Annotated in this window: 16 protein-coding genes; 14 read left to right on the forward strand and 2 right to left on the reverse strand. The window is 60.0% G+C overall.

The window, feature by feature from the left end:
- Positions 1-7: 7 nt before the first annotated feature.
- The 7 genes from BUE92_RS22030 to BUE92_RS22065 all read left to right on the forward strand — a co-directional run bounded on the left by BUE92_RS22030 (position 8) and on the right by BUE92_RS22065 (position 7,554).
- Positions 8-1,504 (forward strand): aldehyde dehydrogenase, encoded by a 1,497-nt coding sequence (locus tag BUE92_RS22030; RefSeq protein ID WP_073526255.1) that lies wholly within the window; start codon positions 8-10, stop codon positions 1,502-1,504.
- Positions 1,501-2,466 (forward strand): VOC family protein, encoded by a 966-nt coding sequence (locus tag BUE92_RS22035; protein WP_073526256.1) that lies wholly within the window; start codon positions 1,501-1,503, stop codon positions 2,464-2,466. Before BUE92_RS22030 ends, BUE92_RS22035 begins: the two co-directional genes overlap by 4 nt.
- Before the next feature lie 13 nt (positions 2,467-2,479).
- Entirely contained in the window at positions 2,480-3,622 is a 1,143-nt protein-coding gene (locus tag BUE92_RS22040) for an FAD-dependent monooxygenase (RefSeq protein ID WP_073526257.1), read from the forward strand.
- A gap of 17 nt (positions 3,623-3,639) precedes the next feature.
- Positions 3,640-3,867: a recombinase-like helix-turn-helix domain-containing protein gene (locus BUE92_RS22045; RefSeq protein WP_073526258.1), complete on the forward strand. Its 228-nt coding sequence runs from the start codon at positions 3,640-3,642 to the stop codon at positions 3,865-3,867.
- 19 nt (positions 3,868-3,886) lie between these two features.
- Positions 3,887-4,921, forward strand: a complete 1,035-nt coding sequence (locus tag BUE92_RS22050) for an aromatic ring-hydroxylating oxygenase subunit alpha (RefSeq protein ID WP_073526259.1) — start codon at positions 3,887-3,889, stop codon at positions 4,919-4,921.
- Positions 4,918-5,877, forward strand: coding sequence for a PDR/VanB family oxidoreductase (locus BUE92_RS22055; RefSeq protein WP_073526260.1), 960 nt, complete (start codon positions 4,918-4,920; stop codon positions 5,875-5,877). Before BUE92_RS22050 ends, BUE92_RS22055 begins: the two co-directional genes overlap by 4 nt.
- A gap of 450 nt (positions 5,878-6,327) precedes the next feature.
- Complete coding sequence (locus tag BUE92_RS22065; RefSeq protein WP_073526262.1) at positions 6,328-7,554, forward strand: hypothetical protein; 1,227 nt, start codon at positions 6,328-6,330, stop codon at positions 7,552-7,554.
- Between the two features lie 163 nt (positions 7,555-7,717).
- Here the strand turns inward: BUE92_RS22065 and BUE92_RS22070 are convergent, their stop codons facing one another.
- A complete protein-coding gene (locus BUE92_RS22070) occupies positions 7,718-8,107 on the reverse strand; it encodes a hypothetical protein (RefSeq protein WP_073526263.1) in 390 nt (129 codons plus the stop codon).
- Positions 8,104-9,516 (reverse strand): PAAR domain-containing protein, encoded by a 1,413-nt coding sequence (locus tag BUE92_RS22075; RefSeq protein ID WP_073526264.1) that lies wholly within the window; start codon positions 9,514-9,516, stop codon positions 8,104-8,106. Before BUE92_RS22075 ends, BUE92_RS22070 begins: the two co-directional genes overlap by 4 nt.
- Positions 9,517-10,316: 800 nt before the next feature.
- Between BUE92_RS22075 and BUE92_RS22080 the strand changes: the two genes are divergently transcribed.
- The 7 genes from BUE92_RS22080 (at position 10,317) to BUE92_RS22110 (ending at position 25,546) form a co-directional block, all read left to right on the forward strand.
- Positions 10,317-11,762 (forward strand): alanine/glycine:cation symporter family protein, encoded by a 1,446-nt coding sequence (locus BUE92_RS22080; protein WP_073526476.1) that lies wholly within the window; start codon positions 10,317-10,319, stop codon positions 11,760-11,762.
- Positions 11,763-11,839: 77 nt separating this feature from the next.
- Positions 11,840-12,823, forward strand: coding sequence for an asparaginase (locus BUE92_RS22085; RefSeq protein WP_073526265.1), 984 nt, complete (start codon positions 11,840-11,842; stop codon positions 12,821-12,823).
- A gap of 93 nt (positions 12,824-12,916) precedes the next feature.
- On the forward strand, positions 12,917-17,512 hold the full coding sequence (locus tag BUE92_RS22090; protein WP_073526267.1) for a hypothetical protein: 4,596 nt from the start codon (positions 12,917-12,919) through the stop codon (positions 17,510-17,512).
- Between the two features lie 62 nt (positions 17,513-17,574).
- Positions 17,575-18,567 (forward strand): AraC family transcriptional regulator, encoded by a 993-nt coding sequence (locus BUE92_RS22095; RefSeq protein WP_073526269.1) that lies wholly within the window; start codon positions 17,575-17,577, stop codon positions 18,565-18,567.
- Between the two features lie 127 nt (positions 18,568-18,694).
- Positions 18,695-19,729 (forward strand): histone deacetylase family protein, encoded by a 1,035-nt coding sequence (locus BUE92_RS22100; protein ID WP_073526270.1) that lies wholly within the window; start codon positions 18,695-18,697, stop codon positions 19,727-19,729.
- Positions 19,726-20,817, forward strand: coding sequence for a polyamine ABC transporter substrate-binding protein (locus BUE92_RS22105; RefSeq protein WP_073526272.1), 1,092 nt, complete (start codon positions 19,726-19,728; stop codon positions 20,815-20,817). Before BUE92_RS22100 ends, BUE92_RS22105 begins: the two co-directional genes overlap by 4 nt.
- 115 nt (positions 20,818-20,932) lie before the next feature.
- Entirely contained in the window at positions 20,933-25,546 is a 4,614-nt protein-coding gene (locus BUE92_RS22110) for a dermonecrotic toxin domain-containing protein (RefSeq protein WP_073526273.1), read from the forward strand.
- Positions 25,547-25,552 lie beyond the last annotated feature (6 nt).

Below are 25,552 nucleotides of genomic sequence, written 5' to 3' on the forward strand. Positions count from 1 at the left end.
GCCGTCGATGAACACCGAACAGACATTACCCATCTGCATCGCCGGCCAGTGGCGCCCAGGCCGTGGCGAGCGTTATGCCAGCCGCTACCCGGCCACCGGCGAAGCCGTGGCCTGGCTCAATGCCGCCGACCTGCAGGACGTGGAAGAAGCCATTCAGGGCGCGCACCAGGCGTTCCTGCACAGCGGCTGGGCCCAGCGTAAACCTCACGAGCGGGCCGGCGTGTTGTACCGCATCGCCGAGTTGATCCGCCTGCACAGCGAAGAGCTGGCGCAGCTGCAACGCCAGGACAACGGCAAGCCGATCAATGAAACCCGCGCCCTGGTAGCCAGTGCTGCCGGCACCTTTCAATTTTTCGCCGCAGCCTGCGAGACCCTGGAAGAAACCATCACCCCGTCACGCGGTGATTTCGTCAGCATGAGCGTGTATGAACCGATGGGCGTGGTCGCCGCGATCACCCCGTGGAACTCGCCGATTGCCAGCGAGGCGCAGAAGGTTGCGCCGGCACTGGCGGCGGGCAATGCGGTGGTGATCAAACCGGCGGAAATCACCCCGCTGCTGGCCCTGCGCCTGGCGCGTCTGTGTGAAGAGGCCGGCCTCCCCAAGGGATTGATCAGCGTGCTGCCGGGCAAGGGTTCGTTGCTGGGGGATGCGCTGACGCGCCACCCGCTGATCAAGCGCGTGTCGTTTACCGGTGGTACGCGCACTGGCAAGCACATCGCCCATATTGCCGCCGACAAGATGATGCCGGTGTCCCTGGAGCTGGGCGGCAAATCACCGACCATCGTGCTTGATGATGCCGACCTGGAGCATGCGGTGGCCGGGGTGCTGTATGGCATTTTCAGCTCGTCGGGCGAAGCCTGTATCGCCGGCTCGCGGTTGTTCATCGCCCGCGCCTTGTACGAGCCCTTTATGCAGCGCCTGGTCACCGCCGCCGCGAACCTGCGGGTGGGCGACCCAGCCGACGAGCACACACAGATGGGCCCGTTGATCAGCGCCAGCCACCGCGAATCCGTGGAGCGTTACGTCGCCCTCGGCCTGGCCGAAGGTGGGCGCCTGCGCCTGGGTGGGCAGCGCCCCAGCGGTGGTGTGTATGACCAGGGCTACTTCTACCCGCCGACCATCCTGGAGGGCCTGGGCAACCACCAGCAAGTATGCCAGGAGGAAATCTTCGGCCCGGTGCTGGTGGCCATGCCCTTCGACGACGAAGCCCAACTGCTGGAGCAGGCCAACGACAGTGTCTATGCCCTCGCGGCCGGCATCTGGACCCGTGACTACAAGCGCGCCTGGGCGCTGGGTCGGCGCTTGCAGGCCGGTACGGTGTGGATCAACACCTATAAGCAGTTCTCGATTTCCACGCCGTTCGGCGGCTGGCGCGACAGCGGCCTGGGCCGTGAAAAAGGTCGCCTGGGCATCCTGCAATACATGGAACAGAAGAGCCTCTACTGGGGCATGAACGAACAGCCACTGGCCTGGGCCGGTGTGCCACGAGAGGTAGCGCAATGAGCGTGTTAGGCATTGATGAAGTCACCTATGGCGTCGAAGACCTGGACACCTGCGTACGCTTTTTCAGCGACTGGGGCCTGACCCAAGTCAGCGCGCAACCGGATGAAGTGGTGTTCGAGACCCTCAACGGCTGCCGCGTAGTGCTTGCCGACCTGAACAAACCGGACCTGCCGCCGGCCATCGAAGCCGGCTCTACGGTGCGCGAAGTGGTCTGGGGCGTCGCCAGTACGGCGGACCTGGCGCTGTACAGCCAGCGCATCGCCAATGACCCGGGGTTCGTCGAACGTGACGGGCGCATCGGCTGCACCGACCCCAACGGTTTGGCGATCCGCCTGCAAGTCACGCGCAAGCGTGAACTGGAGATTGAATGCAGCGGCCACAACACCTGGCAGACCAAGGGCCGGATCAACAAGGCGGCGCCGATCTATGAACGCGCCACGCCGATTGAAGTCGGCCATGTGGTGTTTTTCGTCAAGGACGTGAACGCCTGCGAAGCCTTCTACCACGAGCGTTTTGGCTTCCAGGCCTCGGACCGTTACCCGGACCGCGGGGCCTTCTTGCGCACCGCCGAAGAAGGTGGGCACCACGACCTGTTCATGCTGCAACTGCCGGCACCACGGGCCGGACTGAACCACGTGGCGTTTACCGTACGCGATGTTCACGAAGTGTTTGGCGGTGGCATGCATGTGTCCCGCAGCGGCTGGCCGACCGAAATCGGGCCGGGCCGCCACCCGGTGTCTTCGGCGTTTTTCTGGTACTTCAAGAACCCGGCAGGCGCGCTGGTGGAGTACTACGCCGATGAAGACCAACTGACCGGCGAATGGCAGCCACGCACCTTTGAGCCCGGCCCCACGGTGTTCGCCGAATGGGCAATTGCTGGCGGTATCGATGGCAACACCCGGCGCCAGCAACACGTCGAGGCGCCGCAAGGCAAATTCCTCACCGACAAACCGAAACCTTGAGCAGGAGTCGCCCATGCCTTCCCTGAATATTGCTATCGCCGGTGCCGGTATCGGCGGCCTGACCGCTGCCATCGCCCTGCATCGCGCCGGTCACCAGGTCACCGTGTTCGAACAGTCCAAGGCGTTTTTGCGGGTTGGTGCCGACATCAACCTCACGCCCAACGCGGTCCGTGCGCTGGATGGCCTGGGCATTGGCCCAGCCGTGCGCATCCCGGCGGCCCGCCCTACTCACCGCATCAGCCGCATGTGGGACACAGGCGAAGAGACATCGCGCCTGGAGATGTCCGACGCCGCCGAACAGAAATACGGCGCGCCGCAACTGACCATCCACCGCGCCGACCTGCTCGCGGCCCTGGCCGAGGTGTTCCCACTGAACAACGTGCAGTTCGCCAAGCGTGCCGAACGGATAGAACAGGCTGACGACGCCATTACCTTGCACTTCAAGGATGGCAGCCAGCACCGCTGTGACGTGTTGATCGGCGCCGACGGTATCCACTCGGTGGTGCGCAACGCGCTGTTTGGCGAAGAGCACCCGCGCTTTACCGGCGTGGTGGCGTATCGCGCGGTGGTGCCGGCCGAGCAGGTGGCGCATGTGCCGAACATCCAGGCGTTCACCAAATGGTGGGGGCCGAACCCGCAAAGCCAGATCGTCACCTTCCCGCTCAACCAGGGCAAAGACATCTTTATCTTCGCCACCACCGCCCAGGACAGCTGGCACGAAGAGTCGTGGACCAGCGCCGGCGATGCCGATGAGCTGCGTAGCCACTACCAGGCGTTCCACCCGGACGCCCGTGCCCTGCTCGATGCCTGCACCGATGTACTCAAGACCGCGCTGTATGAGCGCGACCCGCTGCCGTTCTGGTCCAAGGGCGCGATCACCCTGCTGGGCGATGCCTGCCACCCAATGATGCCGTTCATGGCCCAGGGCGCCGGCCAGGCCATCGAAGATGCGGTGGTACTCGCACGCCACCTGCAAGACCTCGACAGCCAGGCCTCGGTGGCCGGCGCGTTGCAGGCTTACCAGCAAGCGCGCCTGGAACGCACCAGCCAAATCCAGATCGGCTCGCGGGGCAACCAGTGGCTCAAGGACGGCGGTAACGCCGATTGGGTCTACGGCTACGACGCCTGGGGCGTCTCGACAACTCACGCAGCCTGAATACGGAGGTCAACACCATGAGTACTCACGAACCCTACCTGCAACCCCATCAGGCACGTAAACGGCCCAACACCCAGTTCGAAGAGTTGCTGGGCGACTCCATCGAGCGCGCTTTTGGAAGTGGTGTGACCGAACTGCCGGCCCTGCTCGCGCACTTGAACCTGGCCGGCCCACCGTGCCCGCTGACCAGCGGCGAGTGGACCGAAGATGCCTACCAAACCCTGATGGCCCGGCTGGGCGAATGACCCGGCAGAAGGAATAAAAATGAACATGCAACTGACCGCCGACCCTGTTGAGCAGCATCTGGCCAATGGCCTCAAAGACCTCTGGTTCCCGGTATTGCCGTCGGACCTTTTGGGCGAGAAGCCGCTGTCGATACGACGCCTGGGCTACAAGATCGCCCTGTGGCGCGACAACGATGGCAGCGTTCACGCACTGGAAGACCATTGCCCCCATCGCGGCGCCCCGCTGTCCCAAGGGCCGGTGCTGGGCGATCGCCTGCAATGCCCTTACCACGGCGTCGAAGTGCGCTGCGACGGCACCGTCACCAAGGTACCCGGCAGCCCCGGCTGCAAGCTGGAGGGCAGCCGGCCCACGCGTATGTTCCACACCCGCGAAGCCGCGGGGGCGATCTTTTTGTTCAACGCCACCGACCCGCACCTGGACGTTGCGCCGGAGCTGGTGCTGCCCGAACAACTGACCTCGCCCGAATGGAGCAGCTTCGTCTGCTACACCGAGTGGAAAGGCGACTATCGCTACGTGATCGACAACGTCATGGACCCGATGCACGGCACCTACCTGCACAAGATGTCGCACTCGATGAGCGAAGGTGAAGCCACCGCCAAGTTCGTCACCCGCGACACCGACACCGGTTTTTTCTTTGAGAAGGAGGGCCAGCGCGGCGTGAACTTCGATTGGACCGAGTTCGTGGACAACGACTGCCACTGGCTGCGCCTGGAAATCCCCTACCCGAAAACCGGCGGCCCCGGCGGCAACTTCACCATCATCGGCAGCTACACCCCCAGCAGCCGTTCGCTGGCCGCCGCATTTCACTGGCGCTGCCGCCCGCTGACCGGCTGGCAGCGTGACACCTGGCGCTTCTTGTACAAGAACCGTCTGGAAGCGCGGCATTGGGCGGTGCTGGAACAAGACCGGGTGCTGCTGGAATTCATGGAGCCGGATGCCAATCAGCGTGAAAACCTCTACCAGCACGACTTGGGCGTCGTGCGGCTGCGACGCTACCTGAAGAACGCCGCCAAAGCCCAGCTCGAACTGATCGACGCGAAGCAATTGCCATGAACAAAGCCGCGCTCCTCAACGCCCGCGTCCACACCCTGCGCTATGAGGCTGAAGGTATCATCAGCGTCGAACTGCGGCCATTGGGCGATACCGTGTTCCCGCCGTTCGACGCCGGCTCGCACATCGACCTGCACCTGGCCAACGGCCTGGTGCGCAGTTATTCGCTGCTCAACTCGCCCAGCGACCGTGGGCGGTATGTGGTCGGTATCCTGCGTGACCGCAACAGCCGTGGCGGTTCGGAGTATGTACACAGCCAGTTGCGGGTCGGCATGCCGTTGTCGATTTCGCCGCCACGCAATAACTTCGAGCTGGACTTGAGCGCCAGCCACAGTGTGCTGGTGGCCGGCGGTATCGGTATCACGCCGATCTACTGCATGTTCCGCCAGTTGTTGGCGCTGGGAAAATCCGCCGAGTTGATCTACTGCGCCCGCTCACGCCAGGAAGCGGCGCTGGCGGAAGCCTTGAGTGGGCTCGATGCGCGAGTGACCTACCACTTCAACGACGAAAAAGGCGTGCCGCCCGATCTTGCCGCCTACCTCGCCGGCCAACCTGCGGATACACACCTGTATTGCTGCGGCCCGACGCCGATGCTCGACGCCTTCGAAAGTACCTGTGAGCGCCTGGGTTATCCCCATGCCCACATCGAGCGCTTTGCCGCCGCCGAACTGCCGCCCAGCGAAGACGCCCAGAGCAGCTATAGCGTTGAACTGAAAAGGTCCGGCAAGACCCTCGCGGTGGAGCCCGGCTTGAGTTTGCTGGATGTGCTGCTTGACGCCGGCTGCGACATTGATCACAGCTGCCGCGAAGGCGTGTGTGGCTCCTGCGAGACGCGGGTGGTGGAAGGCGAAATCGACCACCGCGATGGGGTGCTGACCAAGGCCGAACGGGCGGCAAACAAATCGATGATGGTGTGCGTTTCCGGCTGCAAGAGCCGACGGTTGGTGCTCGACCTCTAACCCCCCACCCCTTGTAGGAGCGAGCTTGCTCGCGAAGAACGTCCAGGCACCGCGTTATTCCAGGGTGCACGCATTATCGTTAACGTTTTTCGCGAGCAAGCTCGCTCCTACAGGATCACCCGCAAAGTGCCCGTTTCATTGGCAGCGTGCAATAAATACGCACCTATCACGGGCAACTTTGTTACCGCACTTTCGGGTTGTTTCATGGGTTATACAAGCAGCTTTGTTTCTCATATAAACAATTGTTTTTAATGATATTTTTATTAAATACAAACTAACAAGCGGCCTGGCACACTTCCTGCTCTACTCCTGCGCATTCACTGATTAAACGGCGTTTCGCCGATAAAACAATAATAACCAACACTTAAACCCGGTAAGACCCGCTCCTTCCTTAGTTGCCTTTAAAGGCAAGCGGACGAGTGTTGCCGATCACCCGGTAGAGAGGTCTCTATGAAGCGCGTCTTGTGTGCAGGATTGATGTTTGTCAGTTTCAGCTGTTTCGCCGCAGAACCCATTCCTTCCGAGCCGGTACGGGCCAACGCCGCCAACAAACCTTTCCCGCATATTTCCTGGCGCAGCGATAGCGGCGACAGCAGCCTGGACATCGGCGGGGCGCTGCGCACCAACTACCGCGACGAGCATTGGGACACCACCGAGAACAACGGCCGGTTTCTGTTCGATACGTTCCGCCTGGATGTCCAGGCTACCTACAAGAGCCTCTACAGCGACATCGGCTACTGGTTCCAGGACGACGGCAAGCGCGCCATTGATCGCGGCTTCGTGGGCTATCGGCTCAACGCCAATTCCAATCTGCAACTGGGGGCGCCGTTCAAACCCTTCGGCCTGGAGCCTTATCCGCAATTTGGCTGGAGCTACCACTTGCCGTTCTTCATGGGCTACGCGGTGAGTGCCGGCACCGGCCTCAAATACAGCTACAAGGACCAGGACTGGGACGTACAGCTCGGATTTTTCCCGCGCATGCTGCCCAGCGATTTGCGTTACTCGCCGGAAGTGGGGCGTTACGCCGACTTGAATGACAACGCGATTGCCTTCACCCAGTCGCGCCAGGACAACGAGAAGCGCAACCAATTCAACGCCCGCGTGGCGCGCACCTTCAACAACGAGGGCTGGAAGACCGAAGTGGGAGCCTCGCTCGCCACCGCTCAGCTCTACAACGCCACCACCAAAGACAATGGCGACTACTGGGCCGCCGGCGTACACGCCATCATCAGCAAGGGCCTGTGGACCGTCACCACCCAAGCCATCCGCTACGAATACGACCCCGAAAACCCGAGCGGCGTGAGCAACGACTCGGTGCTGATGGGCGGCAATGGCCTGACGCCTGCGTACCTGATCGCCTCCAAGGCCAGCCTGGCCTCGCTCAACGTCGGCTACGACATCCACACGCCCCGGCTGGGGCAACTGAAGAAGATCAAGCTGTACAGCGATTACAGCCGAATGATGAAAGACAAAAGCGCCTGGGACGACTCACAGATGTTCACCGTAGGCGCGCAGTTCCTGGCGATGCCGGTGATGGCCTGGGTCGATCTCACGTGGGCGCGCAATGCCAACCCCTATGGCGGTGCGGAGAATGGCAGCGGTTTTACCAGCACCAATTCGGTGGGTAGCAACGACTGGTATTACCGCACCAACGTCAACATCGGTTACTACTTCTGACACAGACCCCTTGTGGGAGCGGGCTTGCTCGCGAAGGCGGTGGGTCAGTCAACGTATGTAGTGGCTGGTATGGCGCATTCGCGAGCAAGCCCGCTCCCACAGGGGTTGTGCGCTGGCAGTTCGCTTTTTGCTGATATCGGGCCTCGGGTGAGGCCCGTTTGGGTTACCTGAACTTTGCCAGAATGTATGCAGCCGCCAACCAAATCAGAGCCGTACAGATCAGCGTCGTAGTGATGATGAGAAGACGTTTGAGATAGCGTGGGAAGTTTTCAAAGTCCACTGGATCCAAGTTGCCGTGCCGGATATGCACCTTTGGCATCAGGATCATTCCGGCTATTTGTGACATTTCCAAAAGAGACCAAATCAAACCGCGCTTCCCAAGGCTGTCTCCCCAAAGATAGATATAACGGCTGTTTTTCAAAGCCTCTTTTATGGCATCCATGTGACGGTGAGTAAGATATAGGTTTAGCGCGAGACCCGTTAATCCTAGAAGGAATGGGCTGGCCAAAAGCCAAATTTCTAACCAGGCGTTCCAAGACTCATCCGTTGTCATGGCAAAGTTTTCTCGTACAGTTTTTCTCCTATCTGTTCTCCACGCGTACCGCCGATAGTCGTGCCCGCCCATGCGCCTGCCCCAACCAAAGTCGCGACACACACAACGCCCCCTATACCTGTCGTAACACCAAGCGCCAGACAGATCGCGCCACCAGCAACACCGCCTGCCGATCCACCAAATGCGCCGCCGACAACCGAACCGCCGAACTTTCCACCCTCTGTAAACTTGATCTTTTCGCAAGCCGCTCCGGAATCGTTATTGCAAACCTGCTGTATCGCCAATGAGGCGGATACGCCGCCAAGGGCAATTCCGATGTAACCACCTGCCTTCATGTATCTGGCCGCGCGGCTGGTCGCTTCCACATGCGCCGAATAACCCGGAATCTGCCCAGGCCCACCCGCTTTGTCCCAGTGATGCACCAGACTGCGACTGGAAATACCCAGGGCTGTTTTCAACTTGGGGTGGTCGCCCAGGGTGGTTTGGCCACGTAATCGCGTGGAGTTGAGCAGGTGGGCATCCAGCTGGTTCATAAGACGCTGGCGATCGGTGAAGAACTGCGACGACTTGAGGTGGCCGTGTTGGCGATAATTTTCTTGATGTAAACGTTCGATAGCTTGGAGGGTGTCGCGTAGGTTGTTCATGTGCGTTTCCATCACCACAGCGCTAACGCCAAGCCAGGTTGAGGTATGGCCGATAAAGCCAGCGATCTCGGCACCGTGTCGATACAGAAAGTCGGCCTCGTCCGGCGTCAGCGAGTCCAGAGATGCGCTGACGTGTTGTGCAGCCTGCATCAGCTGCGCTTCCTGATAGGTGCAGGAGGTGTTGTTCGGATCGCTGAGCACGATCATCGAGCCGGCTTTGACGTGGCTCGTATTGGGATTCAATGCCTGAAGCTTGCGCATTACAGCCGGGTCGAGCGTCGGAAAAAGTGTGGCCTCCAGCGCCTCGCGGGTCATGCTCTGCGGCACGATATAGAAGCCAGGCTCCTGGCCGTGCGCACCGTTGTATGTTGTTGGCACTGTATGAGCGGATGGCGCGAAACCAGATTGACGCGGTGCTGCAGGGCTGCCATTTACAGCTGATGCATTCGATGAAGCAACTCGCTGCCCCATAGGAGATGCGGCGCTCTGGTTTGAGTAGGTGGCCGAGTACACCGAGGGAATCAGGCGAGCTCGACAGGGGCAACTGCTGAAGCTATCCAGCGTGCCAGCGACACGTTTTCCATGACTTTGAATATGGGAAATGCCGCCTAGAATCTGGTAAGTCCCTGTGTGTTTCCCGCACGTCACTCGGTCGCCTTCGCGCGCGTGGAGAACACCGTGCATATTTACCCTGGGGTCACCGTCGAGAATCTTACCGCCGCATGTGGTTTTGTCACCTAGACCAACAAAGTACCCTTCACTCATTGTTTTGCCCTTTATCCATATAGTGTTTGGTCGTGCTTTCCTCCCCGCCTCGATAAGAAAACTGACGCGTGACGCATTTCAATCGAGGTAAACGAGTAAGGGAAAGTCAGCGGCAAGCCAAACTTTGGAGAGGGATTTACTTAGGGTAAAGTCGGACGATTCCGGGAGTTTCGTCGTATAAATCTGATAGGGCTGCGGCACCCGATGCCGTGCACCGGGCGCGAATTACTTGCCACTAACATTTCCAGGCGAAGAGAGGCAGCTGTACGCGGGCTGGAAACCGGGGCAAAAGGAACCCGGCAGACCCGAAGGTCTCCCACGCTCAGCCGCCATAAAGCACAAAGGGCAGGCATAAAAAAAGCGTCTGCTGATTGTTTGACGACGCTGTAGCGTCCTTGAGCATCGGGTTTCCAGGCACGGTCGTCAAATGGCTGTTGTGGCGAGGGAGCTTGCTCCCGTTGGACTGCGCAGCAGTCCCATTTTCCGGGGCCGCTTCGCGACCCAGCGCGAGCAAGCTCGCTCGCCACAGGTAAGATATTTATCGGCCCCAGCGCGCCTTTTCCTATTGACCGTTCCTCGGTCAATTGCGCCCCTTGCAGACGGCTGGCGCGCAGCTAGGTATAGTGCCGCCCCTCTTCGCGTCTGCGGCCGTCGGTAACGAGGCCCGGGTACCACGCGAAAGCGCATGAATAACAACACCCGCAAAAGGATGGGGATCGAGCGTCGTGCACTGCCTGGTGCCGAGCGATGTGTCGGACCGTCCTGCGTTTGCCATCAGAAAAATCAGCGAGGAACACTCCATGCTCGAAGTCATCAACGACTTCCTCTCAGGGAAAGTACTGATCGTGCTCATTGTCGGGCTCGGCGGTTATTTCACGATCCGCTCGCGTTTCGTTCAATTGCGTCACTTTTTCCACATGTTCTCGGTGTTTAAAGACAGCCTCAAGAGCAGCGCCGGTCAACTCAGCTCGTTCCAGGCGCTGATGCTCAGCCTGGCCGGCCGTGTGGGTGCCGGTAACATCGCAGGCGTCGGTATTGCCGTGACCCTGGGTGGCCCGGGCGCCGTGTTCTGGATGTGGGTCACCGCACTGGTGGGTATGTCTTCGAGCTTTATCGAGTGCTCCCTCGGCCAGTTGTACAAGCGCACCGACGCTGAAGGCACCTACCGTGGCGGCCCGGCGTATTACATCCAGCACGGCCTGCACAAGCGCTGGCTGGGGATGGTCATGGCGTTCCTGTTGCTGGTGACCTTCGGCTTTGCCTTCAACGGTCTGCAAGCCCACGCCGTGACTCACTCGCTCAATAACGCCTTTGGCCTCGACACCACCTACACCGGCCTCGCGCTGGCGGTGTTGCTGGGCCTGGTGTTCATTGGCGGGATCAAGCGTATCGCCTCGATCGCCGACCTGCTGGTGCCGGTCAAGACCCTGGTCTACATCGCCGTGACCCTGTACGTGATCGTGCTGCAATTCGACCACGTACCGGCCATGCTCGCGACCATCGTCAAGAGCGCCTTCGGCCTCGACCAAGCCTTCGGTGGCCTGGTGGGCAGCGCGATCATCATGGGCGTGAAACGCGGCGTGTTCGCCAACGAAGCAGGCTTAGGCAGTGCGCCTAACGTGGCGGCAGTGGCGTCGGTAGAGCACCCGATCGCCCAGGGCGTGGTGCAAGCGTTCAGCGTGTTCCTCGATACTTTCGTGATCTGCACCTGCACTGCGTTGCTGATCCTGCTGTCCGGCTTCTACACCCCAGGCTTTGAAGGCGACGGCATTGCCCTGACCCAGAACTCCCTGGCGGCGGTGGTGGGTGACTGGGGCCGCATGTTCATCTCGGTGGCCCTGGCGTTGTTCGTGTTCACCTCGATCATGTACAACTACTATTTGGGCGAGAGCAACCTGCGCTTTCTGGTCGGCAACAACCGCAAGGTGCTGATGGGTTATCGCGCCTTGGTGCTGGTGCTGATCTTCTGGGGTTCCATCGAGAACCTGAGCACGGTGTTCGCCTTCGCCGACATCACCATGACCATGCTCGCGTTCGTCAACCTGTTCGCCCTGGCGTTCCTGTTCAAGATTGCCATGCGCATCCTCAACGACTACGACAACCAGCGTGCGGCGGGTATCAAGACCCCGGTGTTCGATTCCAGCCAGTTCCCTGACCTGGACCTGGACCGCAAGGCTTGGCCGGCTAACCCGGTGAAACCTGAAGCGGCACCGGCGGCTGAACTGAGCGCTCAAGCACAACGTTAATCACCGCTAGATGACACGCCGCCCGGCCTTGGGCATGCTCTGGGCCCGGCGGCGTTTTTCGTTCAGGAGATTTTTCAATGCTTTCAGCTAACAACGTGATGGTGCTCTACACCGGCGGCACTATCGGCATGCAGGCCAGCGCCAATGGCCTGGCGCCCGCATCTGGTTTTGAAGCGCGCATGCGCGAACAACTGGCAGACCAACCCGTGCCTGCCTGGCGCTTTCGCGAAATGTCACCGTTGATCGACAGCGCCAATATGACGCCCGAGTATTGGCAGCGCCTGCGTACCGCCGTGGTAGAAGCTGTGGATGAGGGCTGCGATGCGGTGCTCGTCCTGCACGGCACAGACACCCTGGCCTATAGTGCGGCGGCGATGAGCTTCCAATTGCTTGGCTTGCCTGCCCCGGTGCTGTTCACCGGTTCCATGCTGCCTGCCGGGGTCCCCGACAGCGATGCCTGGGAAAACGTCAGCGGTGCCTTGGCCGCGCTCGGCGCAGGCCTGCCGGCGGGGGTGCAACTGTACTTCCATGGTCAGCTGTTGGCGCCGACCCGTTGCGCCAAAGTGCGCAGCTTCGGCCGTCATCCGTTTGCCGCCCTGCAACGCCAGGGCGGTATGGCCCGCGCCGAATCACTGCCGGCCGCGCTGGACTGTCGCCAACCCAAGGGCATTGCCGATATCGGCGTGTTGCCGTTGGTGCCCGGCCTGCGTGCAGCGCTGGTGGACAACCTGATCGATAGCGGTGTGCAGGCGTTGATCCTGGAGTGCTACGGCAGCGGTACCGGTCCCAGCGACAACCCCGAGTTCCTTGCCAGCCTCAAACGCGCGCAGGCCCAAGGTGTGGTCGTGGTCGCGATTACCCAATGCCATGAAGGTGGCGTGGAATTGGACGTCTACGAAGCCGGCAGTCGCCTGCGCGAGGCCGGGGTGCTGTCAGGCGCCGGCATGACCCGCGAAGCGGCGTTCGGCAAGCTCAACGCCTTGATCGGCGCAGGCCTTGCCACTGACGAAGTGCGCCGCCTGGTCGAATTGGACCTGGGTACCGAGCCGCACGCTAGATAAGTAGCCCCCACCCTGACTTGCCCTTTCCTAGCATGGGAGCCCCGAGCGCTGACCTCGGGTTGTTCCCATCAACCGGCAAGACAGGGATGTACCATGACCACACCAAGCGCCACCCCGCAGGCCCCCCAGCCAGAAGATTTAACCCAGAAGCTGATCACCCAGTTTTGCGTCGGCCCCTCGCTCACGGAGGTAGCCGGCCAGTTGTTGAGCGAGGCCCTGCAGCAGGCTTATCCAAACCTGCATATAAACCCGGACACCACGCTGATGGGCACGCCGGTCTGGGAGCTGGCAGACAATCAAATTGTGTCCAAGCCCCCTCTCTACAAGACGCTCAGCACCCAACTGACATCGCAAACACTGTCGGGCGTGCCGACGCTATGCCTTGAGGGAGAGCACTTTCTTACCCAGCCTCCGGTCGCGGAGCCTGCCATTCACTTGCCGGTGCGCATTGTCGAAGTCGCCAATACGATCAATGTCCTGGCTCCTGTCATGCTCCAGGCACTCAAGGAAAAATTGGTGGAGTTCTGGAACCACCGCAACGGCAACGGTCCTCGCTGGCAGGATTTTTCCAGCACTTTGCACAAAATATGGAATGTGCAACGCGTGGACGACTGGACCGATGAAGACTGCGCACTGGCCCGCACCCTTTACCGCTCACCCGACTCTGCGAACCGCACGGCTGACGACAAGCTCAAGCTGCGGGCCTGCCTGGTCGACGTCGATCTGGTGCGCGGTGGCAAAATTACCCATTCCCATCAAGTACCCATTGCCGTGCTGCTAGGGCGCGAGCAGAACAAAAGCGTCATCCTCTGTCATTCGTTCGCCGGCTACCGGAAATTCTCCGACATGTCTCAGTTGGGCGAGTACCTGCCTACGCTGTTGTTACTATCGGATCAATACGAGCGTTTGGAGTGGCGTTTGTATGAACCTTCCGGCAACTTTTTCGAACAGCTGGCCTGCTCAATGATCGCGTTACAAATTGAGCTCTCCATTGCCACCTCCGGCGGTAAGACAGCCACATCCAGCGAGCAGCACGTAGACGTACTGACAGTGACCCAAGGCCAGGTAACCCCCAAGGGACCGGAGCTCCAGTGGTACCGCGAATCCCTGCCGGCCTGGTTGGCCACGGCCTCCAGTTCAGACCAGGTGTTTTACTCGCGTTATTTGAAAGACCTGGCCGCATTGAACAGCCTGAACGCAGGCAAAACCTACCAGGACGGCATTCCCGACATTCGGCAGTACGCCCTGGACAGGCTCAAGGCGCAGATCATCAAGGACCATCCCGAGGCCGCACACCTGGCCCTGGACACCCTGACCCTGAAGGTTGAAAGCCAGGTGGTCTGGGGCTTGTTTCCGGTGCCGGGCCAGATCCTGACCAGCAGCTTCAGCCTTGCCGACCTGGCCCTGCAAAATCTGATCGCGATACCTCTAGGGAACAAAAGCCTGACGATGGGGACACGCCACACATTGCCAGCGTGGCTGACTGTGCAATACGTGGAAGGGCTGATTACTCAAGTTGATATAGGCACCACTTATCCGGCGCTGATCCGCAGCAAGTTGATCGATGACCCAGCCGAGGTATTGCGGCGTAAAACCCTATACACCGAACACCTGCGCCTCCAGCTGCCGCTGTTGGCCCTGCAGTTCAAGATCCGTCAACAGAACGGGCTGGACGAGCGCGGCTACCGTTATGTGGCGGCCGTCATGCAGCCTGAAATCAGCGACCGGTACGTCGACGGGCAGGCCATTGTCATGCGCTACCTGGGGTTCATTCCCAAGCGCCGGCAGGGCAATAGCCAGGATGTGGTGACCAATATGTACGTCATCGGCCCACAAAACGCCGACACCGGTCCCTGCCTGCTGTATCGCCCACTGTTCCAGCCGGTGTTGATTCAATACCCGTCACAGGCGAACCTGCTGTACGCCATCGCACAATCTCACCCCCTTCGAGACTCGGTGCTCGCCTGGTTACCGGACTCGGTGCGCCAGGACTACACCAACTACGTCTTCCCCAGTGAGCTGCCTTCACCCTGGGCCGTCGCCGATTTTCTGGTAGAACCGGACAAACTCTGGACGTTCAGCGGCCCAATGAGCCTTGGCGAGCAAGTGCTCAATGGTGATCTGTTCAGCACCTTGTTCGAGGCCAACGCCAAGGCCCTAGTGGTATTGGCTGACCGCCAGTCGGTGTCCAATGCCGAAAGTCGCTGGGCCACTCTGAAACAGGCCGGCTGGCTGATCTTCAATGCGGGCCTGCCTTTTATGGGGCGTATCGCCGGCACGGGGGCCTGGATCTGGCAGATCGTCGATCAAGTACAGGCCTTCGTCGATGCACATGAGCACGGTGACCAGCCAGCGCAGTGGTCGGCGCTGACCGATGTATTGCTCAACCTGGGCATGGCCATCACGCTGCATGTCGCCAGCCGTCATCCCGGTACGAAAGTCATCACCTCAGAACCTGAGACAGCAAAACTCCCCGTTGCCCCGCCCATTACGGTCAAACAACTGCCTGAGCGCACGACCGATCACCTCCCGGCCGGTCATGAACTGGCGCTGCACACCAGCGGCGCGATTACGCGCACGGCCAGCAGCCTGGCAACATTGCTGGACAGCTTCAAAACTGAAAAGCCTGCTCAGTTGCCGGATGCCATCAGCGAACAGAGCGCCTACCAGCACCTTTATTTGCTCAACCAACACTATTACGCGCCGGTGGGCACGCGCTGGTTTGAAGTCACGCTGGAGGGTGACGAAACCATCGTGATCGTTGATCCCAAGCAGCCCCAGCGTACTGGCCCGCCATTGATTCATAACGCCAAGGGTGAATGGTTCATCGACACACGCCTGCGCCTGCGCGGTGGCGGCCGCAAACAGCAGTTGAAAAGCGCCAAAGACAAGGCGCAGGCAGAGAGCGCCACGTTGCGCACGAAACTGGAAACCTTCGAAAAAAACAAAACTGCGGCACAACGTGAACTGCAGCAGACCCACCAGGCCATCGCCGATGCCCCTGGCACTTCGGCCCAGGCGCGGCGCCAAGCCTATGTGGAAAAACTCGAAAACCTGAGTTCAAGCTACGAGGACGCACGGCAGCAGCTGATGCTGTTGAATGTGTTTACGCCAGTCCCCGATTTCCAGCGCAAAGCACTGGGTTATGTGAAAGCTCAGTTGGAGCTCAATGAGGCCGGCATGCGAGACCTGCTGACCACGTTCGCGCCCAAACTAGAGACTGTGCTGAAACAGCTGGAAAATTCGGCTTCGTCGCCCCATGCCAGCCACGTGGAGGACGCACGACTGGTGAGCAAGCTGAGCGGCGATATGATCAAGCACCTTGATTATGCACAATCACGCTTCACCGAACTGCATACCCTGGCCCAGGATGGCTTGCGCCTGATCCAGAGCAGCAAGTCCCGGCTGCCCACTTATAAAAGCGACGACCTGCGCGCCCTGCAAGTGACGCTGGCGCGAAATCTTTGCCTGGACCCGCAATCCATCGCTACCGCCCCTGAGGCCTGGACACTGATTGGCAAGATTGTCGACTCTGCGGACCTGGCCGTGCAGGCCCTGCGTGACACTCTGCAAGAACGCAGCGAGAAACGTCTGGATGAGCGCATTGAAGGCTTGAGCAGTTTGGTCGAGCAGTTCCAACTCGTCGATGAGCGCTTGCAGGATTTTTCCGCAGACGTTTCCACTCAGCCCCTGACCGAACAAGTGGAAGGCTTGCGTAAAATGCTCCGTGACTTTGCAGATCGAGCCATCGCCGAACTGGCGCCCCTGCACGCGCAACAAGAGGCCCAACGCATCCGGCCATCACCGCCCCCAATACCGCCCAGGCCGGTAAAAAGGTTCATAACCACGCGCTACAACGGCGTCTTGATCGGCGAACAGCGCTTGACGCCGATAGGGCTCGAAACCCCCTTTGTCGACATCAGATCACCGCTGACCGGGCGCATCATCGCTACTTTCCATGAAAAAACTCCGGGGGTATGGGTTGAACATATTGAGCGCGAGACCTCATCGCCCGCGGCGGCGGCGGCCAGTGTCGAAACCAGCATAAGCAAGGCTCAGGCATTACTGAGCCAATTGCCCGCGTTCCAGACACGTGCCCTTGAGCAAGTGAACAAGCCCTCTCGAACGCCCATCGGCATCGAGCAGATGTTCCATCAACATGCCCAGCTGTTGGAGCAGGCTAACCAGGCCATCGAAGAAGCGCTGACCCAGGCCAATGTGACCGAGAGCCAGCAACAGCAATCGGCCGTCACTCTGGGCAAGCAACTCAACGATGCGGCAAACGCACTTTACCAACAGGCTAAGCAGCAGGTGCAAAAGCTCATCAAGCAGCAGCCACCGACCATCTCAGGGGTTGATTGGCTCAATAACAACACCCTGATCAGCATCAAGAAAACCGTCAAGCGGCGCAGGCTTCAAAGCCCCAACAAGGATTACCTGGATGAATACACCATCACCGATCAGTCCACTGGTACTGCGCTCTGGTATGCACACTTTCATTATTCGAGTGAAGTGGCGCAGGCCGATCGCTTTCTTACCGCACGCTTGAAAACCCCGGAAGAACATGCAAAAGGCAGCAAGGCGGACCAGATCAATGGGCTCACAGCACAACAGCAAGTTGCCTTCTATCGCAGCACCATCAACCTGTCACAGGCGCGCCGCTTGTTTTTTGCTAAAGAGAGCCATTAACACCCTGCCCGACAACGGCACATAACTTGCTCCAGCCTGGCAAACCCGGGCTGGAAACCATCATGTTGCACTCGCACCTGACCACCCTCAACGCGGTCTCCCTGATACTTGAGACGTTCAAGGCCGACGGTGTGCCCGCCGAGGCCTTGTTGGCCGGCAGCGGCATCGGCGGTGCCGACCTGAGCCGCGCCGACACGTGTATCACCACTCACCAGGAAATGCGCGTGTGCGCCAATGCCGTGGCGTTGCGCCGGGATATCGGCCTGGAGCTGGGCCGGCGCATGCATGTGTCGTCCTACGGCATGCTCGGTTACGCGCTGCTCACCAGTGCCACCTTTGGTGACGCTTTGCGCCTGGCCCTGCGCTATCCGGCGCTGCTGGGAACACTTTTCGAACTGAGCCTTGAGCAGGACGGCCAGCGCATCTGGTTCAGCGCCAGCGGCTACCGCGAGGATCCGTCCCTGGCTGCGTTCAATATCGAGTTCTGCCTGGTCTCGCTGAAGGTGATCTGCGACGACCTGATCGGCCAGCCCCTGCCACTGCTCGGTGCGCGCGTTGAATACGCTGCGCCCGACTATCAGGCACGCTACGCCGAGCGCTTTGATTGCGCGGTGCAATTTGAGGCGACTGACAATGCCTTTGCTTTCGACCGGCGCTGGCTTGACCAACCGTTACCGCTGGCCGATCCCATCACCCACTGCGCCATGGTGGAGCGCTGCCGCAAACAAAACGCCGAATTCACCGGCCGCCAAGCCTGGTTGGGGCGCGTGCGCCTGCTACTCGCCGCGCAAATGGATGCTGCTCCGGGCCTGGAGGGGTTGGCAGGGCAAATGAATTGTTCGGCACGGACCCTGCGTCGGCATTTGCACGACCTGGGGTGCAGCTATCAGGAGCTGCTCGACGAGCTACGCTTCGAGCGCGCCAAGCAGCTGCTGGGGGAGGATCAGCTGCCGATCTACCGCATCGCCGAGCAACTGGGCTTCAGCGAGACCGCAAGTTTCAGGCATGCGTTCGTGCGCTGGAGCGGTGTGGCGCCGAGTCAGTTCAGGCCATAGCAAGGGGCGAATAGCGGACAGACACATTGGCCATATCGATCCCCTTTTGGCCGCTCCTGCCGTTCTCCAAACCCCGGCGTCTGGCAACACTGCAAGGCATTCCACTGAGCCTTCGGAGAACAACAACATGCTGACGATCTACTCGGACGATCACCATTTACACCATGGCCGCTGTGAACTGATGGACGGGCAACTGATGCCCTGCTTTGAAATGCCCTCGCGTGCTGACCACGTGCTGCAACGGATCAAGGCGCGGGAACTGGGGCCCGTGCAAGCGCCGCTGGATTTCGGCCTGGCGCCGCTGCAACGTATCCACAGCCGCGACTACCTCGACTTCTTCAAGGGCGCCTGGCAGCGCTGGACCGAATACGGCCAGGACGGCGATCTGTTGCCCTACACCTGGCCGGCGCGCACGTTGCGCCGCGTGTTGCCTACCAGCCTGCACGGCCAGTTGGGCTATTACAGTTTCGACGGTGGCGCGCCGATTACCGCCGGCACCTGGCAAGCGGCCTACAGCGCAGCGCAAGTTGCCCTCACGGCCCAGGCCGCTATCACTCAGGGCGCCCACAGTGCCTTCGCCCTGTGCCGCCCACCGGGGCATCACGCCGCCAGCGATTTGATGGGCGGTTATTGTTACCTCAACAACGCGGCCATCGCGGCCCAGGCGTTCCTCGATCAGGGCTGTAAAAAGGTCGCTATCCTCGATGTGGATTACCACCATGGCAACGGCACGCAGTCGATTTTCTATGCGCGCAGCGACGTGCTGTTCACCTCGATCCACGGCCATCCAGAGGCAGAGTTTCCGTTCTTCCTCGGTTATGCCGATGAACACGGCGAAGGCGAAGGCGCCGGTTTCAACTTCAACTATCCGTTGCCGGCCGGCTCCGGCTGGCAGGCCTGGAGCGCCGCGCTGGAACAGGCCTGCGCCGAAATCGAGCGCTACGCCGCCGACATCATCGTGGTGTCCCTGGGCGTGGACACGTTCAAGGACGACCCTATCTCGCAGTTCAAGCTCGACAGCCCGGACTACCTGGCCATGGGCGCGCGTATTGCTCGCCTGGGCAAACCCACGCTGTTCGTGATGGAAGGCGGCTACGCGGTGGAAGAAATCGGCATCAATGCCGTCAACGTGCTGGAAGGTTTCGAGGAAGCAGCCCAATGAACATGCTCAAGTCGCTCGCCCTGTGCGCCGTGGTTGTCAGCGGCGCAGCCCAGGCCGAGGGAAAAACCCTCAAGGTCCTCAACTGGTTCGACTACATCACGCCCAAGGCGCTGGAAGACTTCAAGGCCCAGCACCCGTCGATCAAGCTGGTGTACGACATCTTCGACACCAACGAAGCTCTGGAAGCCAAATTGCTCACCGGCAACTCCGGCTATGACGTGGTGGTACCTTCGAACGTGTTCCTGGCCAAGCAGATCGAAGCCGGCGTGTTCCAGCCCCTGGACCGCCGCCAATTGCCCAACTGGAACCACCTCGATCCCAAGCTGATGAAGCTGATCGAGGCCAACGACCCCGGCAATCAGTACGCCGTGCCTTACATGTACGGCACCATCCTCATTGGCTTCAACCCGGCCAAGGTCAAGGCGGCCCTGGGAGACAACGCACCGGTGGACAGCTGGGACCTGATCTTCAAGGAAGAAAACCTCAGCAAGCTCAAGCAATGCGGCGTCGCCCTGCTTGACTCGCCTTCGGAGATCCTGCCCCTGGCCTTGCAGCACCTGGGCCTGGACCCCAACAGCAGCAACCCCAAGGACTACGACAAGGCCCAAGCGCTGTTGATGAAGATCCGCCCGTACATCACTTATTTCCACTCCTCCAAGTACATGGCCGATATCGCCAACGGTGATATCTGCGTGGCCGTGGGTTATTCCGGCAGTTTCTCCCAGGCCGCCAACCGTGCCAAAGAGGCCAGAAATGGTGTAACCGTGGACATGCGCCTGCCCAAAGAGGGCGCGCCGATCTGGTTCGACATGCTCGCCATTCCCAAGGGCGCGCAAAACCCACAGGACGCCTACACCTTTATCAACTACCTGCTGCAACCCCAGGTGATCGCGCCGGTCAGCGACTTTGTCGGCTATCCCAACCCGAACAAGGACGCTACGGACCTGGTCGACCCGTTAATTCGCAACAATCCCAACCTCTATCCGACCGAAGCGGCGATGGCCACGCTTTACACCCTCAAGCCTCTGGACAGCAAAGCCGAACGCGCCAGGACCAGAGCCTGGACCAGGATAAAGTCCGGGAGCTGAAGCGCTGGCGGACGTGACCGCGCCTCGACGTATCTACCGCCCTCGACATAACGCAGCTCGCTACTTTGCTTATTTTCGAAGCCCGTTCGGGCCATCGAATGCAGAGGAGCTGCACATGCCCAATGACATCGTTAATAGCCATCGCCCCCCCAGTACCTATGACCTGCTCACCCAATTAACCAGCGGCCCCACTGCCCGGGAAGTCGCCGCCACCACGCTGCGCTCAGCACTCAACGAGTTGTATCCCGCCCTGGATATCGACCCGGACCTGGCCGTGGTGGTCAGCCCTCAATGGAACGTGGTCGGCAACGCCGTCGAGCGTGCGCCAGCCATTGTCGAATCGCTTACCTCGGTGCTGGCTCATCAGGCACTGTCCAGCGACAGAGTGACCTACGTCGACGGCCAACACTTCCTCACGCTACAGCCGAACGCTGCGGTTCCAGTGCATCTGGCAGTGAAAATCGATGCCATTGCACGTCTGATCAACGAGTTATCCGACCTGATGTTCGCCGCGTTCCAGGAACAACAGTTGGACTTCTGGAACGCATCCAACGGTACTGCCGGCCCTCGCTGGCAGACCTTCTCCAACGCGTTGAGAAACGTGTGGAACGTCACCGAAGAGCAAGGCCTGGATGAGCACGAATGCGCCATGGCTCGCACGGTTTACCAGGAACCCGACAGGGCCAGGCGTGCGCTGAAAAAAGACCCCTATAAAAGCCGTGCCTACCTGGTTGATGTGGATATTCTTCAAGACGGCCAGCCCACCCACCTCAGCTTCATGGACATCACCGTATTAACGGGCGAGCACGACAAGCGCCAGATGGTTGTGACGCACTCACTTGTGAGCGGGTATGAGACGTTCGAGTCATTGGCCCAGTTCGGCGCCTCGCTGCCTGCAAGGGTGAGTGCCCTGCGGCCGGGAACCACCTTGCAATGGCGCTTGTACGAGCCCGAGGACAACTTCTTCGATACGCTGGCCTGCTCGCTGGTCTCACTGCAAATCCAGGCCATTGGCAGCACCAGCGCGTCCGATCTGCAGGATCAGCCGCCCGGCCCAACCATCGCCCGTATCGTGCCCAGCATCGAAGAGATGAGTGATCACCAGCTGTCGAATATTCGCGAAATTCACCACCAACTCCCAGATTGGCTGGCCTCGGCAACGGACTCCGATACCGCCGCGTACAGCCGCTACCTGATCGACCTGGCCCAACTGCATACCCATTACCACGGCGAAACGTTTCAGGACGGCATTGCATCCATTCGTGACTATGCCCGGACGCAGTTGCAAAACCGTATCCGCGCCCCTGAAAAAGGCAGGAACCTGAATCTGGATAAAGTCGAGATTGAGATCGAAAGCCCGGTTCTGTGGGGCACCTTTGTCGTTCCGGGAGCCGTGGACATCACTCGTCGCAGCCTGATCGACCTGGCCCTGGAAAACCTGACCGGCTTGCCTACGGGCAACACGACGGTGCACTACAACGGCACAAACAGCGGCGTACCTGCCTGGCTGACCTATCGCTTTGTGAAAGACGTGATCGAAGACATCGATATAGGCCAGAACTACCCCGCCCTGATCAAACAGAAACTGCTCGATGACCCGCTGCAATCGGGCCACCGACAGCAGATCTACACCGGGCACCTGCAGGTACAACTGCCGCTGCTGGCCCTGCAGATGAAGATCCGCAACCAGAACGGCATTGATGAATTGGGTTACCGCTACATCGCTGCCGTGATGCGCACCGACGAACATGAGCGCAACGTAGATGGGCAGCCCATCGTCATCCGCCGCCTGGCCTTTATCCCCACCTTGCGCCCCGGCCATGAGCAAGACGTCGTCGACAATATGTTCGTGATTGGCCCAAAGCAATCCAACGCCGGCCCCTGTGTGCTTTATCGGCCATTGCTGGAACCGGTCCTGATGCAATTTGCGTCGCGGCAAAACCTGCTCTACGCCATCAAGCATGACCGCGCCTTGCGCGAGTCGGTGTTGGCCTGGCTGCCTGAAGCGCAAAGGTTCAACTATGCCCAATACGTTTTCCCCGACACCCTGCCCTCGCCTTGGACCGTGGTGCGCGCGCTGGTCGAACCGCTGACCGTGGTGTACATGAGCGGCCCGGTGACATTGACCGATGAGGAAGTGGGGAATGACATCTTTGCCACGCTGTTCAAGGCCAACGCCAATGCCATGGTCGAGTTGGCGACACGCCAGTCGGTGTCTAATGCGCAGAAACGCTGGGCGACCTTTCGACATGCCGGCTGGCAGATTTTCAACGCTGCGCTGCCCTTCATGGGCCGTACCCTTGGAATCGCCGCCTGGATCTGGCAAATCATGGACGATCTGCAGGCCGTCGAGGAGGCCGTGGACAAGGGTGATCAGCCCGCGTCCTGGACAGCGTTGGTGGATGTATTCCTTAACCTGGGCATGGCACTGACGCTGCACATCGCCCTGCGCCACCCTCGCCCGCTCAAGCAAACCAATACCCCCAAGGTCGAGACTGAATCGGCAATAACGACGATTGAAACGGTGGGCAAACCATCCGTTGCCGAGAAAAAAATCACCTCAGTCCAACAGGCCAATGTTTCCTACAACCTACTTTCCGGCAAACATCAGGGCGCGGTGCACACTCGAGGAGCCCTGAGTCACAGCCGACTGGGGCTGGCCAAGACGCTTGACAGTTTCAGTGTCACCAAACCCGAAAAACTCGGTGAACAAAATAAAACCCCCGGTCGCCACCTCAATCTCTATCCGCTAGCGGATAAGTGGTATGCACCGGTCAGCGAGCGCTGGTTCGAGGTCATGGTGGATGACAACGACAGTGTCGTCATCATCGATCCGAAGGAGCCTGTGCGTACCGGCCCACCGCTGATCGGTAACCTGGCGGGGCGGTGGTTTGTCGATACCCGTTTACGACTACGCGGCGGCGGTCTTCGAAACCGTCGGCGCGCGGTCAAGGTCGATCAGCCCGCGCGCATCGAGGCACTCAAGACCCAACTCAACGCCTTCGACGCAGTCGCCGCCAGCCAACAGCTGGATGTGCTTGAGTCAAAGCCGGTGCCGGACGCTCAACCCGGACCTTCCACGGACCTGCGGCGCACGGAGTTCATCGGTAAAGTCGACCGCCGGCTGGCGGCGTATGACGAAGCGATCAGTCAACTGAAGTCCTTGAGCATCATCGACACCGTGCCCACTTACCAGAGCAACATGAGCGGTTACCTGAAACAGCAGGTACAACTGACTCAGATAGCCTTGGAACAACAAGTGGTGAGCTATAAGGACGCCTTACAGTCGTCGTCCTCAATCCTCGATGCCGAAGTCAACATTGACTATAAAAACCAGGCACGAAGCGCGCAAAGCCTGTCCACCCTGAACCTTGAAATCATCAAGCGCCTGGAGTACATCAACGAGCGCTTCAAAGATCTCAAAGTGTTGGGTGATGAGGGCGCAGCCGTCATTCGCAAAACCATCCAGGAGTTGCCGCAGCTGACCCTCATTGAACTCAAATCTCTGGAGATCGGGCTGAGCCGCTACCTGTGTATCGATGAAGAGCAAGGCCAGATCCCGGCAATGCTGCGTGAGCGGATGGGCCAGATCGTCGATACCGCCGAACTGAACGTCGAGAGTTTCAATGAGATTGTAGAACGGGGTAACGGCGCGTCGCTGGATGAACGCATTGAGGTGCTCAACAGCCTGGTTGAGCAGTTTTCCAGTGCCGACCAACGTGTGCTGGACCTGCACGCCGATTACCCGCAGCACTTGCACAAAAGCCGCCTGGAAAAGTTTCGCCAGCACATTGGTGAGTTCAGCGAGCGGGCCGTCCACGACCTGGCGCAGTTGCTGCGGGAAAAAAAAGCCCTGGACCCCAAGCCCGGCAGCTCAAAGGCAGAGCCCCGACCAAGGCGCAAAGTGATCAAGACACGCCATCACGGCCTGGTGATGGGTGAGCCCCGTGAAACCGACAGTTCGTTGGTCGACGTCAAGGTAAGCAGGACCGGCAAGGTGATCGCCACATTCCATGAGAAGTCGCCAGGCGTGTGGGTCACACGACGCCAAACCCCGCTGAACCCGCCCGCCCCTGTTTCTGTGGACCTGGACACCAGCATCAATGCCGGGCAAACGTTGTTGGATGGCGAGCAGGCTGAAACTCGCAAATACCAGAGTTTCTCGAAGAAGCCGTGGCATGCACCGCAAGATATTCAAGACATGTTCGATGACTATGCGAAGGCGCTGGCAGACGCGTCAAACAACATCGAAGAAGCACTGACCCAGCGCAATCTCACGGAAAGCGATCATGCTTCCGCCGCCTCGACCAACCGCAATCTCAACGATGCGGTACAACGCTTATATCGGCTGGGCAAAAAAACCTATATCGACATGATCAAGCATCAGCCGCCAACCGCCGAACGAGTGAACTGGCTACACAGCCAAGGCCTGATCACCATCGTCAAGGTCGTCAGCCGCCGCGTGCTCAAGGGGCCAAGGAAGGACTATCTCGACGAATACGAGATTCGCGATAACGAGAGCGGCACGGTGCTGTGGTACGCGCACTTTCATTATGAAACCAAGAATGCCGCGCTGGAGAACTTCACCAAGGATCACCTCAAGACCCGCGAACAACAACGGCTCGGGGGCTCGCACCAGCGCACCGGCCCCAGTGACTGGGACGTGATAGAAATCCACCGGCGCAGCATCGGCGAGCAACTGGCCAAGTCGCTGTTCTTCAACAGCTGATCGCCG

Origin of the sequence: Pseudomonas fluorescens (assembly GCF_001902145.1) — a bacterium.
Taxonomy (GTDB): Bacteria; Pseudomonadota; Gammaproteobacteria; order Pseudomonadales; family Pseudomonadaceae; genus Aquipseudomonas; species Aquipseudomonas fluorescens_BV.